The organism is Erythrobacter tepidarius, from assembly GCF_002155695.1.
GTDB classification, from domain to species: domain Bacteria; phylum Pseudomonadota; class Alphaproteobacteria; order Sphingomonadales; family Sphingomonadaceae; genus Erythrobacter; species Erythrobacter tepidarius.
Genome location: NZ_MUYJ01000007.1, coordinates 90,391 through 105,297 on the forward strand (window position 1 = coordinate 90,391; position 14,907 = coordinate 105,297).

Genomic DNA, 14,907 nt, shown 5'->3' on the forward strand with positions numbered 1-14,907 from the left:
CAATGGAATGTCGGGGAGAGCGGGCTCAATTAAGTGGCATAATAGTCCTGCAACGAGCGGACTGCAAGTTGCTCCGGCCCGACAGCCACTATCGCCGCCGCCGCGGCGAGCGAGGCGGCGGCGGTGGTGTAGTAGGGCACCTTGCCCGCAAGCGCAGCCTGACGGATCGATTTGCTATCCATCAGCGATTGCCACCCCTCGGTGGTGTTGAAGATCAGCGCGATCTCCCCGTCGATGATCCTGTCGACGATATGCGGCTGGCCCTCGGCCACCTTGTTGACCCGCTCCACGGGAAGCCCCTGCTCGGCCAGATAAGACTGCGTGCCGCCGGTGGCGACGACGCGGAAACCGTGCTCGATCAAGCGCCGCACGCCGGGGACGATCTGCGCCTTGTCGGTATCCTTGACCGAAACGAACAGCGTGCCGGCGCGCGGCAGCTTCATCCCGGCGCCCATCTGCGACTTGAGAAAGGCGGCCTCGAAGCTGGTGTCGATGCCCATCACCTCGCCAGTAGATTTCATCTCCGGGCTGAGCACCGGGTCGGCGCCAGGGAAACGGGCAAAGGGGAATACTGCCTCCTTCACCGCCATGTAGGCCAGATCGCGCTTGAACGGCTCGAACGCGCTGAGCGGCTCGCCCGCCATCACCCGCGCGGCGATCTTGGCGACCGGCTGGCCGGTGGCCTTGGCGACGAAGGGCACGGTGCGGCTGGCCCGCGGGTTGACCTCGATCAGATAGACCACCCCGTCCTTCACCGCGAACTGGACGTTCATCAGCCCCTTCACGCCGAGCGCGAAGGCGAGCGCCTCGGTCTGACGCTCCATCTCGGCGATGATGTGGGAAGGCAGCGAATAGGGCGGCAGCGTGCAGGCGCTGTCACCCGAATGGACGCCGGCCTCCTCGATGTGCTGCATTACGCCCGCAACGCGCACCTCGGTGCCATCGCACAGCGCATCGACATCGCATTCGATCGCATCGCGCAGATATTGGTCGATCAGCACCGGGCTATCGCCCGACACGTTCACCGCTGAGGCGATGTAATCGTCAAGCTGGGCTTCGGAATCGACGATCTCCATCGCCCGCCCGCCGAGCACGTAGGAGGGGCGCAACAGCACAGGATAGCCGATGCGCGCCGCCACCGCGGCGGCCTCGTTGCGGCTGCGGGCGATGCCGTTTTCGGGCTGCTTCAGATTGAGCTTGTTGACCAGCTTGGCAAAGCGCTCGCGATCTTCGGCAAGGTCGATCGCATCGGGCGAGGTGCCGAGGATCGGAATGCCCGCATCCTCCAGCGCCTGCGCCAGCTTGAGCGGGGTCTGCCCGCCGAACTGCACGATCACGCCCACCAGCTCGCCCTGCGACTGTTCCACCCGCAGGATTTCGAGCACGTCCTCGGCCGTGAGCGGCTCGAAATAGAGGCGGTCGGAGGTGTCGTAATCGGTCGAGACGGTTTCCGGGTTGCAGTTGACCATGATCGTCTCGAACGCCGGCCCATGCCATTGCTCGCGCAGCGCAAAACAGGCGTGGACGCAGCAGTAATCGAACTCGATGCCCTGCCCGATCCGGTTCGGCCCGCCGCCAAGGATGACGATCTTCCGGCGATCGGAAGGATTGGCCTCGCACTCGGCTTCGCCGAAGCTCGGGGCCTCATAGGTCGAATACATGTAGGGCGTGATCGCCTCGAACTCGGCGGCGCAGCTGTCGATCCGCTTGAACACCGGCAACACGCCGAGCCTGTGGCGCAGCGCGCGCACCTCTTCCTCGCTGGTCGCGCCGGCCATGGCAACAAGCGCGTCGTGGAGCAGCCCGGAACGCTTCGCCTGCGTTTCGGCAAGCCCGCCCGCGACGCCGACCGAACGCACCGCGAGGGTGGCCAGGCGCTTGTCGGAAAAGCCCATCGCCTTCAAGCGGCGCAGGCCAGCCGCGTCGATCGGCAGCCCGTCGTTCTGCACTTCGCGTTCGGCGGCGATGATGCCCTCGATCTGGCGCAGGAACCACGGATCGTAGTAGGTGACAGCGGCAATCTCCTCGACCGAAAGGCCTTCGCGGAAGGCTTGCGCGACCTTGAGCAGCCGGTCGGGCGTGCGGCGCGCCAGAGCGGCGGTGATCACGTCCTTGTCCGCCCCTTCCAGCTCGGGCACGCGGTTGAAGCCGTCGAGCCCGGTCTCCAGCCCGCGCAGCGCCTTCTGCACGCTTTCCTGAAAGTTGCGTCCGATCGCCATCACTTCGCCGACGCTCTTCATCGCGGTCGAAAGATCGTTGGCCGTACCCTTGAACTTCTCGAAGGCGAAGCGCGGGATCTTGGTGACGACGTAGTCGATCGTGGGTTCGAAGCTGGCCGGGGTTGCGCCGGTGATCTCGTTGGTGAGTTCATCGAGGGTGTAGCCCACTGCCAGCTTGGCCGCGACGCGGGCGATCGGGAAGCCCGTTGCCTTGGATGCCAGCGCCGAGGAGCGCGAGACGCGCGGGTTCATCTCGATCACGATCAGGCGCCCGTCCCTGGGATTGACCGCGAACTGGACGTTGGAGCCGCCGGTCTCCACCCCGATCTCGCGCAGCACGGCGATGCTGGCCGAACGCATGATCTGGTATTCCTTGTCGGTCAGCGTCAGCGCCGGGGCGACGGTGATGGAATCGCCGGTGTGCACCCCCATCGGATCGACGTTCTCGATCGAGCAGATGATGATCGCGTTGTCCTTGCGGTCGCGCACCACCTCCATCTCGAACTCCTTCCACCCGAGGAGCGATTCCTCGATCAGGACTTCGGTGGTGGGCGAGGCGTCGAGGCCCTCGCGCACGATGCGCTCGAACTCGGCCTTGTTGTAGGCGATGCCCCCGCCGGTGCCGCCGAGGGTGAAGCTGGGGCGGATGATCGCGGGCAGCCCGGTGCGTTCAAGCACGGCAAAGGCCTGTTCAACCGTGTTGGCGACGCCCGACCGCGCGCTTTCCAGCCCGATCGCATCCATCGCCTCGCGGAAGCGCTGGCGGTTTTCCGCCTTGTCGATGGCGTCGGCCTTGGCCCCGATCATCTCGACCCCGTATTCCGCCAGCACGCCCATCTCGTCGAGCTTGAGCGCGCAGTTGAGCGCGGTTTGCCCGCCCATCGTCGGCAGCAGCGCATCGGGCCGCTCCTTGGCGATGATCTTGGCGACGATTTCCGGCGTGATCGGCTCGATATAGGTCGCGTCGGCGAACTCCGGATCGGTCATGATCGTCGCGGGGTTCGAGTTGACGAGGATGACGCGGTAGCCCTCCTCCTTCAACGCCTTGATCGCCTGCGTGCCGGAGTAATCGAACTCGCAGGCCTGCCCGATGATGATCGGACCAGCGCCAATGACGAGGATCGAGGAGATGTCGGTTCTTTTGGGCATCAGAAGTGCTTCGATCCAATTTTAACGAGTTCGTCGAAGGCCGATTTAGACAGCCGGAGGCTTTGCGAGACCTTGTTTGGCATGGCTCTCCGTTTGGAGCCGTAGGTGTCGATCTGGACGAACTTCTCGCCATCAACTTCAACGGTTGAGATCGTCGCATCCACCTCAGAGTGAGCCACCTGCCGATCAAGTTCTTTTGTTGTGAAGCTACGAACAACAGCCATCAGACAGTCTCCCTCGCCAACATTCCCACGAACTTCTCGAACAGGTAGAAACTGTCCTGCGGCCCGGGGCTTGCCTCGGGGTGATACTGCACCGCGAAGGCCTTCTTGCCCTTGATCGCGATGCCGCAATTCGTCCCGTCGAACAGGCTCACATGGGTCTGCTCGACATTCTCCGGCAGGGTTGCCGCATCCACCGCAAAGCCGTGGTTCATCGAGGTGATCTCGACCAGCCCCGAAGTCTCCCCCCAGCCCTCGCCCACGCGCTGCACCGGGTGGTTCGCACCGCGGTGGCCCTGGTGCATCTTGATCGTTCTCGCGCCCGCGGCGAGCGCGAGCAGTTGGTGGCCGAGGCAGATGCCGAACAGCGGCACATCGGCATCGAGCAGCGCCTTGATTACCGGCACCGCATATTCGCCGGTCGCCGCCGGATCGCCGGGGCCGTTGGAGAGGAACACGCCGTCGGGCTTCAGCGTCATGATCGCCTCGAAGCTCGTCTTGGCCGGCACCACCGTCACCCGCGCCCCGGCGCGCACGAGGTTGCGGAAGATATTGTCCTTCGCGCCATAGTCGATTGCGACCACGTGCGGCTTGGCATCGAACGGGGCGCGGCCATAGCCCTTGCCGAGCGACCATGGGCCGCCTTCCCAGGCCTCTTGCGCCCCGCGCGTCACGCGGATCGCGAGATCCATGCCCTCCAGCCCCGGCCATGCCTTGGCGCGCTCGAGCAGTGCGGGGATATCGAACTTGCCGTCGGGCGCATGGGCGATCACCGCATTGGGCGCGCCGGACAGACGGATGCGGCGGGTGAGCGCGCGGGTATCGACGCCCGAAAGCCCGATCTTGCCGTTCCTCGCCATCCACTCGCCAAAACGCTCGATGCTGCGGAAATTGCTCGGCTCGGTCACGTCCTCGCGCACAATGCAGCCGACCGCGCCCTCGACGCGGCTTTCCACATCCTCGCCGTTCGCGCCGACATTGCCGATATGCGGGAAGGTGAAGGTGACGATCTGCGCGGCGTAGGAAGGATCGGTCATCACCTCCTGATAGCCCGTCATCGCGGTGTTGAAGCAGACCTCGCCCACCGCAGAACCGACTGCACCGAACCCGCGGCCCCAGATCACCGTGCCATCGGCCAGAACGAGGACTCCGGTCGTCCCTGGAGGTGGCGCACGAAAGGTTGCGGGGTCGGCCATGGGGCGCTCCGTGACAGGGGTTCCAGCGATGGTGCTAAGTTTCGTCCGCTAGGCTCATGCATCCCTCGCGTCAACCTAGGCGTGCCGCGCCATTTGCGTTAGAGGCGCACCCACGAAACCCCTCCACAGGAAAAGACCCATGATCCGTGACGATATCAAGGCCGCCACCATCGCCGCGATGAAGGCGGGCGATAAGGCCCGCATCGCCGCGCTCCGCCAGATCAGCGCCAAGATCAAGGACCGCGACATCGAGGAACGCACTTCGGGCAAGGCCATCCCCGACGACGAGCTGGTGGTCAGCGTCCTGCAGAAGATGGCCAAGCAGCGCCGCGAATCGATCGAGCTTTATGTCTCGGGCGGGCGCGAGGAACTGGCGGCGATCGAGCGCGCGGAACTGGCGGTGATCGAGGAATTCCTGCCGCAAATGATGGACGAGGCCGCCACCAGGGCCGCGATCGAGGCAATCAAGGCCGAGACGGGCGCTGCCACCATGAAGGACATGGGCGCCGTCATGGCCGCGTTGAAGGCCCGCCACGGCGCGGCGCTCGACGGCAAGCTCGCCAGCACGCTGGTCAAGGCGGCGCTGTCCTAAGCCACAGACCCATCCACAGCTGCGCTTGAACGCGGCCGCTTTCGAGCGCACCTAAGATGCATGGCGATCACCCCGCAATGGAAGGACGAGCTGCGTGCGCGGATCGCGCTGTCCTCGCTCGTCCAGCGCTCGGTGAAGCTGACCCGCGCTGGGCGCGAGTGGAAAGGGTGCTGTCCGTTCCATGACGAGAAGACGCCGAGCTTCTACGTCAATGATCAGAAGGCATTCTACCACTGCTTCGGCTGCGGCGCGCATGGCGATGCGATCAGCTGGATGGTCGATCATGCCGGCCTGTCGTTCATGGATGCGATCAAGGAACTAGCGGCGATGGCGGGGATGGAGGTTCCCGCCCCCGATCCGGTGCAGGCGAAGAAAGCGCAACAGCGCGCCAGCCTGATCGACGTGACCGAAGCCGCCCAGCGCTTTTTCGTCGAAAGTCTTGCCGGCCCGAGCGGCGCTGCGGCGCGCGAATACCTGCAGCGGCGCGGTTTTTCCGCGCGGATCATAGGCGAGTTCGGCTTCGGCTGGGCGCCGGATGATCGTCAGGCGCTCGCCAAGGCGCTGGCCCAGTTCGGCGAGGATATGCTGGAAGGCGCCGGGATGCGCGCGGCCAACGAGGCGGGCGAGCGTTACGACCGCTTCCGCGGGCGCGTGACGCTCCCGATCCAAGACGCGCGTGGCCGGGTGATCGCTTTCGGCGCTCGCGTGCTAAACGAGCGGGAAGGCGTCGCCAAGTATCTCAACTCATCCGATACCGCGCTGTTCGATAAGGGCCGCACGCTCTACAATCTCCACCGCGCCGCGCCTGCCGCGCGCCAGTCGGGCCGGGTGGTGGTGGTCGAAGGCTATATGGACGTGATCGCCCTCGCCAATGCGGGCATCAACGATGCGGTCGCCCCGCTGGGCACGGCGCTGACCGAGATGCAGCTTGAGCTGCTGTGGCGCATGGTCGAGGTGCCGGTGCTGTGCTTCGATGGCGATGCCGCGGGCCAGCGCGCGGCGATGCGCGCAATTGCGCGGGCGCTGCCGCTGCTTGCGCCGATGCGCTCGCTCGCCATCGTGCGCTTGCCTGCCGGGCTTGATCCCGACGATCTGATCAAGACGCAGGGAAAGGATGCGATGGAGCGGCTGCTCGCCAGTCCTGCCCCGCTGATCGACACGCTTTGGGAGTTCGAGCGCGACGCGCAGCCGCTTGCCACACCCGAAGCCAAGGCGGGGCTGAAAGCCCGGCTGATGGCCCATGTCGAAACCATCCGCGATCCCGAGATCAAGGCGCTCTACCGGCGCGAGCTTTCCGACCGCTTCTCCGCCTTCGCCTATCCGCCGCGCGCGCCCCGCCCCGGTTTTACCCGGCCACGGCGCGGCGCGACGCTGCCGCCTCCAGGGCTGTCGGACGAGGGGCGCAGGCGGCTGCGGGACATCATCCATGGCGGCCAGCGAAAGGGCCTGCTCGCCGCCGTGGTTGCCGGACTTGCCCGCTATCCGCAGGAGATTGCCCGCCACGCCGAAGCGCTTTCCACCCTCGCCCGGCACGACCGCACCGCGGCGCCGCTGGTCGAATCGCTGTTCGAACTTGCAGAAACGCTTGATTCGCACGGCGCACACGCCATATGCGAATCGCTAGGTCACCCTGCCCCGCCGGCAGACATCCGTTACGCCTTTCTCGATGAGGGCACAGCCACCGGCGATGCGTGCGAGGAACTGGCCGAAGCTGTGTCGCTGCTGGTTGAACGGCCAGCGCTTGAGGCTGCGCTTGCGGCCACGATTGCCCGGTTCGAGAGCGATCCCGAAGGATCGTTCGCCGAACAGGCCAGGTTGCGTGCACAGCTCATGACATTCGACGAACGCCTCAAGGCTTTCGGGCGCAAAAAGGCCGCTCCGGTGGCCATGGGTGACGACTCCGCTCCGACGGAGGAGATGGGATGAATTGGCGACCGCCACCTGCGTCACGCAGGAACGGCCGCCCGGTAACGGACTGAACGGAAATTATGGCCGAAAAGGAAGACGCCCCGCTGATCGATCTCAACGAGGCTTCGATCAAGAAACTGATCAGCAAGGCGAAAAAGCGCGGCTATGTCACCTATGACGAGCTCAATGAAGCGCTGCCATCGGGCGAGATGAGCCCCGACCAGATCGAGGACATCCAGACCGCGCTCAGCGAGATGGGCGTACAGATTGTCGAGAGCGACGAGGACGCCGAGGCCGAAGGTGACGAGGACGGCGAAGGGGACGAAACGCTGGCCGTCGACGACGAGGACGAAGACGACGAGGACGGCGAGAAGAAGGCCGCCAAGGACGCCCGCGCCGGCAACAAGAAAGTCGCCACAAGCGAGCGCACCGACGATCCGGTGCGGATGTATCTGCGCGAAATGGGCGCGGTCGAACTGCTCAGCCGCGAAGGCGAAATCGCCATCGCCAAGCGCATCGAGGCCGGGCGCGACATGATGATCATGGGCTTGTGCGAAAGCCCGATCACCTTCCACGCGATCATCCAGTGGTCCGAAGCATTGAACAATGGCGATATGCAGCTGCGCGAGATCCTCGACCTCGACGCAATGCTGTCCAAGGAGCCTCCGGCCGAGAAGATGGCCGAGGGCGCCGAGGATGCCGATGACGACGAAATCTCCGAAGCTACTGCCGGCCCGACGATCCGCGAGGATGACGAGGTCGAGGAGGAGCCCGAGGAAGAGGACGAGGACGGCGCGCCGCGCGCCAAGCGCGAGGATGACGACGAGGAGGACAACACCCTCTCCCTCGCCCAGATGGAAGCCGCGCTGAAGCCCGAGGCGCTCGAACGCTTCGCACGCATCACCAAACTGTTCAAAGATTTCGAGAAGCTCCAGGCCGAGCGGGTCGAGACGCTGGCGGCGGGCAATGCCTTCCCCGCGGCCAAGGAGAAGAAGTACGAGCAGCTACGCGAAGATCTCACCGCCGAGGTCGAGAGCGTGCAGTTCCACGCCACCAAGATCGAATTTCTGGTCGACAATCTCTACGCCTTCAACCGCCGGCTGACGACCTTGGGTGGGCAGATGCTGCGGCTCGCCGAGCGTCACAAGATCAAGCGGATCGACTTCCTCGATTCCTACGTCGGCAACGAAATGGACGACGCTTGGATCAAGGAACGCGCAAAGAAGGACAAGAAGTGGGCCGCCTTCCTTGAACGCGAGGGCCCCGCGATCGAGCGCATCCGCTCGGAAATCGCCGATATTGCCGCGCAGACCGGCATGAGCCTTCCCGAGTTCCGCCGCATCGTCAACATGGTGCAGAAGGGCGAGCGCGAGGCGCGCATCGCCAAGAAGGAAATGGTCGAGGCGAACCTCAGGCTGGTTATCTCAATCGCCAAGAAATACACCAACCGCGGCCTGCAATTCCTTGATCTCATTCAGGAAGGCAATATCGGCCTGATGAAGGCGGTCGACAAGTTCGAATACCGCCGCGGCTACAAGTTTTCGACCTACGCCACGTGGTGGATCCGGCAGGCGATCACGCGTTCGATTGCCGATCAGGCCCGCACCATCCGCATCCCGGTGCACATGATCGAGACGATCAACAAGCTGGTGCGCACGAGCCGGCAGTTCCTCCACGAGGAAGGCCGCGAACCGACGCCGGAAGAAATGGCCGCGCGCCTCTCCATGCCGCTCGAAAAGGTGCGCAAGGTGATGAAGATCGCCAAGGAGCCGATCAGCCTCGAAACCCCGATCGGGGACGAGGAGGACAGCCACCTCGGCGATTTCATCGAGGACAAGAATGCGATCATCCCGGTGGATGCCGCGATCCAGGCCAACCTCAAGGAAACCGTCACCCGCGTGCTCGCTTCGCTGACTCCCCGTGAAGAACGCGTGCTGCGGATGCGCTTCGGGATCGGGATGAACACCGATCACACGCTGGAGGAAGTCGGCCAGCAATTCTCGGTGACGCGCGAACGTATCCGCCAGATCGAGGCCAAGGCCCTGCGCAAATTGAAGCACCCGAGCCGGTCAAGGAAGATGCGCTCGTTCCTCGATCAGTAAAACGCGAAAGACCCCGCTCAGGCGGGGTTTTTCATTGGCGCATCGAAAATGGCCACACCAGCTGCTTCACCCAGCCTTCGGGCGCGCGTTCCCCAGCGATGCCGTAACCGCCGGGCCAGCGCCCTTCCGGAAGATGATACGTCCCGAACCAGCGGTCGATTACGGGTAAATGTACCGCGAAGTTCACATCGCGCGCTTCGGGCTCTACCCCGTGGTGCCAGTGGTGAAAGCGGGGCATCGCCACCCAGCGTTCGAGCCACCGTGAACGGGGCGCGAAGTTGGCGTGGATGAACACCGCGTGGAAGCTCACCAGCGCGAGATAGGCATAGAGAGCAGTCTCGGCGAATCCAGCCACCAGCAGTGCCAGCAGCACCAGCCCGCGCGTCACGATCACATCGACCAGATGCAGCCGCGATCCTGCCAACCAGTCCATCGTCTCGACCGAGTGATGCACCTTGTGGAAGCGCCACAGTAACGGGATGGCATGAAAGGCGCGGTGCACGCCGTACTGCGCCAGATCGGCAACCAGAACGCACAAGGCAAACTGCACGAGCCACGGCAGGCTCTGCACCGCAGCCTGTGCCGAAGGCACGGCCAGCATCTCGCCCAGCGCCACCGCCGGGGCGAGCACTGCGACACTCATCAGCTGTGCCAGCGCGTGGCTGGCAAAGAAATATTGCGTGTCCGTCAGCCAGCCCCGCCGGAACGCCCCCTGCCCGCGCCGCAGTGGAAAGGCGCCTTCCAAGGGCACGAGAATCGCCGCCGTGCTCAGCACCCCCAGCACGAACCAGTCGAGCCCGAGATAGATCACGCTGCTGCCTGCGCGCGGGATTTCGGCTCCTCCCGCGCCCAGCGTCAGCGCCGCACCCGCCAGAATCAGCGCCGTCACCCCCAACGCCTTGCGCTTGCGCAGCAGCATCGAAAGCCCTGCCAACCCCATCGCTGCCAGCAGGCCGATATCAATCGCGAGCCGCACCAGTGCGAGCGGATAGCGCTCGCGCAATTCGGGCAAGGTCAGATATTGCGGGAAATGCCAACACAGCACCGAAAGCAGCGCCAGCAGCGCCAGCACGATGCCCAGCACCCCGCTCAGCCAGCCCGTGCCGAAATGGCGCGGGCGGCCATCGGCAAAGACCCGGGCGAGCCATTGCTCGGCAGTCAGGCGAGGTGCGGGATCATCCATCGACAAGTGCCTACCACCCATGCCCTTTCGGCCGCGTAAAGCAAAAGCTGCGCGCACCGTTGCGCACTTGGTCGAAAAACCCCGCGTGCGGGGGTGGAGAATCGTCGCCCGCGCGCCTATAGCCCCCCCATGCGCATCGCCATCGCCTCCGATCACGCGGCCGTCGAACTGAAGGCCGAGCTTGCCGAATGGCTTATCGAGGAAGGCCACGAAGTCGCCGATCTCGGGCCGGAACCGGGGCAGAGCGTGGACTATCCCGATTACGGCTACCGCCTCGCCGAAATCATTGCCGACGGCACGGTCGAATACGGCATCGCGCTGTGTGGCAGCGGCATCGGTATCTCGATCAGCGTCAACCGCCACCCGCAGGTGCGCTGCGCGTTGGTGAGCGAGCCGCTCTCCGCTGCGCTCGCGCGCGAGCACAATGATGCCAATTGCATCGCGCTTGGCGCGCGCCTGGTCGGGATCGAAATGGCGAAGTCCTGCGTTGCGACCTTCCTCGAAACAGAATTCGCCGATGCCGGCGATCCGGCCGGGCGACACCAGCGCCGGGTCGGCAAGCTCGGCAAGCCCCCGTTCTCCCCCGACCATATCGAGACCCATCAATGAGCACCGCCCCCGCCGATTTCTCCGCCCGTCAAGCCGTCGCCGCGATGGACGGTTTCTGGCGCAACGATCTTGCCACCGCCGATCCCGAGATTGCGGCCGCCATCAGCAAGGAACTCGCCCGCCAGCGCGACAAGATCGAACTGATCGCGTCAGAGAACATCGCGAGCCGCGCAGTGCTCGAAGCGACCGGCAGCGTGTTCACCAACAAATATGCCGAGGGCTATCCCGGCAAGCGCTACTACGGCGGCTGCGACTATGCCGATGTGGTCGAGACCCTCGCCATCGAGCGGGCCAAGCAGCTGTTCGGCTGCAACTTCGCCAATGTCCAGCCCAATTCGGGCTCGCAGATGAACCAGGCGGTGTTCCTCGCCCTGCTCAATCCGGGCGATACCTTCATGGGTCTGGACCTCAACTCCGGGGGCCACCTCACCCACGGCTCGCCCGTCAACATGAGCGGCAAGTGGTTCAACGTCGTCTCCTATGGCGTTTCCCGCGAGACCGAGACGATCGACATGGACGAAGTCGCCGCCAAGGCGCGCGAACACAAGCCGAAGATCATCATCTGCGGTGGCACCGCCTATTCGCGCATCTGGGACTTCGCTGCCTTCCGCGCCATCGCCGACGAAGTGGGCGCGGTGCTGCTGTGCGACATGAGCCACATCTCCGGCCTCGTTGCCGGCGGTGCGCACCCCTCGCCCTTCCCGCATTGCGACATCGTCACCTCGACCACTCACAAGAGCCTGCGCGGTCCGCGTTCGGGCATCATCCTGTGGAACGACGAGAAGTTCACCAAGCCCCTGAACATGGCGGTCTTCCCCGGCCTCCAGGGCGGCCCGCTGATGCACGTGATCGCGGCCAAGGCAGTGGCCTTCAAGGAAGCGCTCGATCCGTCGTTCAAGACCTATGCCCACCGGATTGTCGAGAACGCGCGGGCACTGGCGGCCAGCCTTGAGGCGAACGGCCTGCGTATCGTCAGTGGCGGCACCGACAACCATTCGATGCTGGTTGATCTCACAGCCAAGAACGTGACCGGCAAGGACGCCGAAAAGGGCCTCGACCGGGCATTTCTCACCTGCAACAAGAACAGCATTCCCTACGATACCCGCTCGCCCTTCGTCACCAGCGGCATCCGCCTCGGCACGCCCGCCGGCACCACCCGCGGCTTCGGCCCCGAGGAGTTCCGCACCATCGGCAAGCTCATCGCAGAAGTGGTTGAAGGCCTTTCCAAAAACGGACCCGAAGGCGACGCGCAGACCGAAGAGAGCGTGCGCCAGCGGGTGAGCGCGTTGTGCGCTGCCTTCCCCGTCTATCCGGGCATGTGAGGAGCCGCGTCATGAATCGGGAACCGCGCCAGACCCCGGATTGGGTCGAGGATGTGAAGGCCGAAGTCACCGGCATGGCCAAGGAGGGATTGAACCACCCCTCTACCGCGCCGGTTCTCACCGGTGCCGCGGTCGGCGCGGTGGCTGGGGCTTTGCTGCCGGTGGTTTCATGGCCAATCGGCCTCGCGATCGGCGCAGGCTTCGCACTCTATCAGAGAATCAAGAAATAAATCGCTGAATGCGCTGCCCTTTTTGTGCACATGACGATACCCAGGTAAAGGACAGCCGCCCGACCGAGGATGGCACCTCGATCCGGCGGCGGCGCCAGTGTTCGTCCTGCGGCGCGCGTTTCACGACCTTCGAGCGCGTCCAACTGCGCGAGGTGGTGGTAATCAAGTCGGGCAACCGGCGTGAGCCGTTTGACCGCCACAAGCTCGAGCAGTCGATCGCGCTGGCCTCGCGCAAGCGCGGGATCGACCAGGAACGGCTCGATCAGCTGATTTCCGGCATTCAGCGGCAGGTCGAAACCTCGGGCGAGGCCGAAGTGCCCTCTTCGCACATCGGCGAGCTGGTGATGGAGGGCCTGCGCCAGATCGATTCGGTTGCCTATATTCGGTTCGCCAGCGTCTATCGCGATTTCTCCGAGGCGCGCGACTTCGAAGAATTTGCCAGCACCGTCCAGCAAGCGGCAAAGGACTAAGGCAAACATGGCCGATCTCAGCAAGCCGGCGATCGTGCTCGTGCGCCCGCAACTGGGCGAGAACATCGGCAAGGCGGCGCGCGCGATGCTCAATTTCGGACTGACCGAAATGCGTCTGGTGGCCCCTCGCGACGGTTGGCCCAACCCTTCTGCCGGCCCCGCTGCCTCGGGTGCGGACATCGTGCTCGAACAGGCCAAGGTCTATGCCACCACCGCCGAGGCCGTGGCCGACTGCCAGCACATCCATGCGACCACGGTGCGCAAGCGCGGGGTGACCAAGCCGGTGATCGGCGCGGACGAGGCCGGGCGTCAGGTCCACACCCTGCCAGGCCGTCACGCGATTATGTTCGGCCCCGAGCGATCGGGCCTCGAAACCGAGGACGTGGCACTGGCGCGCAATATCCTGACCATCCCGATCAACCCGGAGTTCGGCTCGCTCAACCTCGCGCAGGCAGTGGTGATCGTCGCCTATGAATGGTCGCGCATGGGGCGCGAGCTGGCCGGTGCGGACGATGCGCTGGTGCAGCCGACCCGCGAGGACGTGCTCCCTCCGGCTCCGCAGGAGCAGCTCGACGCGATGATTGCCCATTTCGAAAGGCTGCTGGCACCGCGCGGCTATTTCCGTCCCGAATCCCGCACCGAAAGCACCCGTCGCACCTTGCGCAATCTGCTCACCAAGCCCGGCTGGAATCAACTTGAAGTGCGCACCCTGCGCGGCATCCTCAGCGCGCTTGAGCGTGAGCCGGAGGATTGAAGGTGTGCATCAACCAGGGTTGGACAAGCGCGACAGGAGCCGCTGGCCTCGCGCAGGCAGGCACGGCTTGACCTCGGCGGCAAACCTGCTAAGCGCGCGCCTTCGCAAATGGGCCCTGCACCCCGGTGAAGCAGGCGCCGCATCGCGCCTTTTGCGCGGTGGAGCGATGCCGGGTTGAATGGTTGCCGCAGGGGCAATCCAGCACATTGAAGGATACGACTTATGTCGAAGCGCAAGAGCGCCAAGTACAAGCTTGACCGCCGGATGGGCGAAAACATCTGGGGTCGCCCGAATTCGCCCGTGAACAAGCGTTCCTACGGCCCCGGCCAGCACGGCCAGCGCCGCAAGGGCAAGATGAGCGACTTCGGTCTGCAGTTGCGCGCCAAGCAGAAGCTCAAAGGCTATTACGGCGACGTCACGGAAAAGCAGTTCAAGCGCACCTATGCCGAAGCCGCGCGGATGAAGGGCGACACCAGCCAGAACCTGATCGGCCTGCTCGAGCGTCGCCTCGACATGGTGGTCTATCGCGCCAAGTTCGCGCCGACCATTTTCGCTGCGCGCCAGCTCGTCAGCCACGGGCACATCTATGTCAACGGCGTGAAGTGCAACATCGCCTCGCGTCGGGTGGATGTGGGCGATGTCATCAGCCTCGGCAACAAGGCCAAGGAAATGGCGCTGGTGATCGAGGCCCAGAGCCTGCCCGAGCGGGACATTCCCGACTACGTCGTGCCCGACGGCAATGACAAGGTGCAGTTCACCCGCGTGCCGAAGCTCGACGAGGTGCCCTATCCGGTGACGATGGAACCGAACCTGGTGGTCGAATTCTACTCGCGCTGATCCTGCGGGTTTCACAGCAGATGGCATGAAGGCGGCCTTTCGGGGCCGCCCTTTTCTTTTGCTCAGGCCTTGGCCATCATTGGCCGGACGCCTGACAGAAGGGATCCGCTCGACG

At 64.7% G+C, this 14,907-nt stretch carries 13 protein-coding genes; 9 read left to right on the top strand and 4 right to left on the bottom strand.

Annotation, left to right across the window (positions count from 1 at the left end):
- Positions 1 to 29 precede the first annotated feature (29 nt).
- Genes carB through carA form a run of 3 tightly spaced genes read right to left on the bottom strand, consistent with a single transcriptional unit; the run spans position 30 to position 4,785 of the window.
- Positions 30 to 3,368, bottom strand: coding sequence for a carbamoyl-phosphate synthase large subunit (gene carB, locus BZF61_RS08385; RefSeq protein WP_086618459.1), 3,339 nt, complete (start codon positions 3,366 to 3,368; stop codon positions 30 to 32).
- The gene (locus BZF61_RS08390) at positions 3,368 to 3,592 is read right to left on the bottom strand and encodes a hypothetical protein (protein WP_086618460.1); all 225 of its coding nucleotides are present in this window, start codon (positions 3,590 to 3,592) and stop codon (positions 3,368 to 3,370) included. Before BZF61_RS08390 ends, carB begins: the two co-directional genes overlap by 1 nt.
- Positions 3,592 to 4,785 (bottom strand): glutamine-hydrolyzing carbamoyl-phosphate synthase small subunit, encoded by a 1,194-nt coding sequence (gene carA, locus BZF61_RS08395; RefSeq protein WP_086618462.1) that lies wholly within the window; start codon positions 4,783 to 4,785, stop codon positions 3,592 to 3,594. Before carA ends, BZF61_RS08390 begins: the two co-directional genes overlap by 1 nt.
- A gap of 139 nt (positions 4,786 to 4,924) precedes the next feature.
- Between carA and BZF61_RS08400 the strand changes: the two genes are divergently transcribed.
- The 3 genes from BZF61_RS08400 to rpoD all read left to right on the top strand — a co-directional run bounded on the left by BZF61_RS08400 (position 4,925) and on the right by rpoD (position 9,387).
- The gene (locus BZF61_RS08400) at positions 4,925 to 5,377 is read left to right on the top strand and encodes a GatB/YqeY domain-containing protein (protein WP_086618463.1); all 453 of its coding nucleotides are present in this window, start codon (positions 4,925 to 4,927) and stop codon (positions 5,375 to 5,377) included.
- Positions 5,378 to 5,437: 60 nt separating this feature from the next.
- The gene (gene dnaG, locus BZF61_RS08405; RefSeq protein WP_086618464.1) at positions 5,438 to 7,303 is read left to right on the top strand and encodes a DNA primase; all 1,866 of its coding nucleotides are present in this window, start codon (positions 5,438 to 5,440) and stop codon (positions 7,301 to 7,303) included.
- A 62-nt stretch (positions 7,304 to 7,365) separates the two neighbouring features.
- Positions 7,366 to 9,387 carry an RNA polymerase sigma factor RpoD gene (gene rpoD, locus BZF61_RS08410; protein ID WP_086618466.1) on the top strand — a complete coding sequence of 674 codons (2,022 nt, stop codon included), beginning with the start codon at positions 7,366 to 7,368 and terminating at the stop codon, positions 9,385 to 9,387.
- Positions 9,388 to 9,418: 31 nt separating this feature from the next.
- On the opposite strand, the gene BZF61_RS08415 is transcribed toward rpoD, so the two are convergent.
- Positions 9,419 to 10,570 (bottom strand): sterol desaturase family protein, encoded by a 1,152-nt coding sequence (locus BZF61_RS08415; RefSeq protein ID WP_158094077.1) that lies wholly within the window; start codon positions 10,568 to 10,570, stop codon positions 9,419 to 9,421.
- Positions 10,571 to 10,699: 129 nt separating this feature from the next.
- Between BZF61_RS08415 and rpiB the strand changes: the two genes are divergently transcribed.
- From rpiB to rpsD, 6 genes are all read left to right on the top strand, one after another.
- Positions 10,700 to 11,179 carry a ribose 5-phosphate isomerase B gene (gene rpiB, locus BZF61_RS08420; protein WP_086618469.1) on the top strand — a complete coding sequence of 160 codons (480 nt, stop codon included), beginning with the start codon at positions 10,700 to 10,702 and terminating at the stop codon, positions 11,177 to 11,179.
- A complete protein-coding gene (gene glyA / locus BZF61_RS08425) occupies positions 11,176 to 12,501 on the top strand; it encodes a serine hydroxymethyltransferase (RefSeq protein WP_086618471.1) in 1,326 nt (441 codons plus the stop codon). The genes rpiB and glyA overlap by 4 nt, the downstream gene beginning before the upstream one ends.
- Positions 12,502 to 12,512: 11 nt before the next feature.
- A complete protein-coding gene (locus BZF61_RS08430) occupies positions 12,513 to 12,731 on the top strand; it encodes a hypothetical protein (RefSeq protein ID WP_086618472.1) in 219 nt (72 codons plus the stop codon).
- Between the two features lie 8 nt (positions 12,732 to 12,739).
- Positions 12,740 to 13,201, top strand: coding sequence for a transcriptional regulator NrdR (nrdR, locus tag BZF61_RS08435; protein WP_086618474.1), 462 nt, complete (start codon positions 12,740 to 12,742; stop codon positions 13,199 to 13,201).
- A 7-nt stretch (positions 13,202 to 13,208) separates the two neighbouring features.
- Entirely contained in the window at positions 13,209 to 13,955 is a 747-nt protein-coding gene (locus BZF61_RS08440) for an RNA methyltransferase (RefSeq protein WP_086618475.1), read from the top strand.
- 222 nt (positions 13,956 to 14,177) lie between these two features.
- Positions 14,178 to 14,792, top strand: a complete 615-nt coding sequence (gene rpsD, locus BZF61_RS08445) for a 30S ribosomal protein S4 (protein ID WP_086618477.1) — start codon at positions 14,178 to 14,180, stop codon at positions 14,790 to 14,792.
- Positions 14,793 to 14,907 lie beyond the last annotated feature (115 nt).

Excerpts from the sequence above, each read along its gene's own strand:
- carB (WP_086618459.1), bottom strand. The coding sequence starts at position 3,368 with ATGCCCAAAAGAACCGACATCTCCTCGATCCTCGTCATTGGCGCTGGT.
- BZF61_RS08390 (WP_086618460.1), bottom strand. The coding sequence starts at position 3,592 with ATGGCTGTTGTTCGTAGCTTCACAACAAAAGAACTTGATCGGCAGGTG.
- carA (WP_086618462.1), bottom strand. The coding sequence starts at position 4,785 with ATGGCCGACCCCGCAACCTTTCGTGCGCCACCTCCAGGGACGACCGGA.
- BZF61_RS08400 (WP_086618463.1), top strand. The coding sequence starts at position 4,925 with ATGATCCGTGACGATATCAAGGCCGCCACCATCGCCGCGATGAAGGCG.
- dnaG (WP_086618464.1), top strand. The coding sequence starts at position 5,438 with ATGGCGATCACCCCGCAATGGAAGGACGAGCTGCGTGCGCGGATCGCG.
- rpoD (WP_086618466.1), top strand. The coding sequence starts at position 7,366 with ATGGCCGAAAAGGAAGACGCCCCGCTGATCGATCTCAACGAGGCTTCG.
- BZF61_RS08415 (WP_158094077.1), bottom strand. The coding sequence starts at position 10,570 with ATGGATGATCCCGCACCTCGCCTGACTGCCGAGCAATGGCTCGCCCGG.
- rpiB (WP_086618469.1), top strand. The coding sequence starts at position 10,700 with ATGCGCATCGCCATCGCCTCCGATCACGCGGCCGTCGAACTGAAGGCC.
- glyA (WP_086618471.1), top strand. The coding sequence starts at position 11,176 with ATGAGCACCGCCCCCGCCGATTTCTCCGCCCGTCAAGCCGTCGCCGCG.
- BZF61_RS08430 (WP_086618472.1), top strand. The coding sequence starts at position 12,513 with ATGAATCGGGAACCGCGCCAGACCCCGGATTGGGTCGAGGATGTGAAG.
- nrdR (WP_086618474.1), top strand. The coding sequence starts at position 12,740 with ATGCGCTGCCCTTTTTGTGCACATGACGATACCCAGGTAAAGGACAGC.
- BZF61_RS08440 (WP_086618475.1), top strand. The coding sequence starts at position 13,209 with ATGGCCGATCTCAGCAAGCCGGCGATCGTGCTCGTGCGCCCGCAACTG.
- rpsD (WP_086618477.1), top strand. The coding sequence starts at position 14,178 with ATGTCGAAGCGCAAGAGCGCCAAGTACAAGCTTGACCGCCGGATGGGC.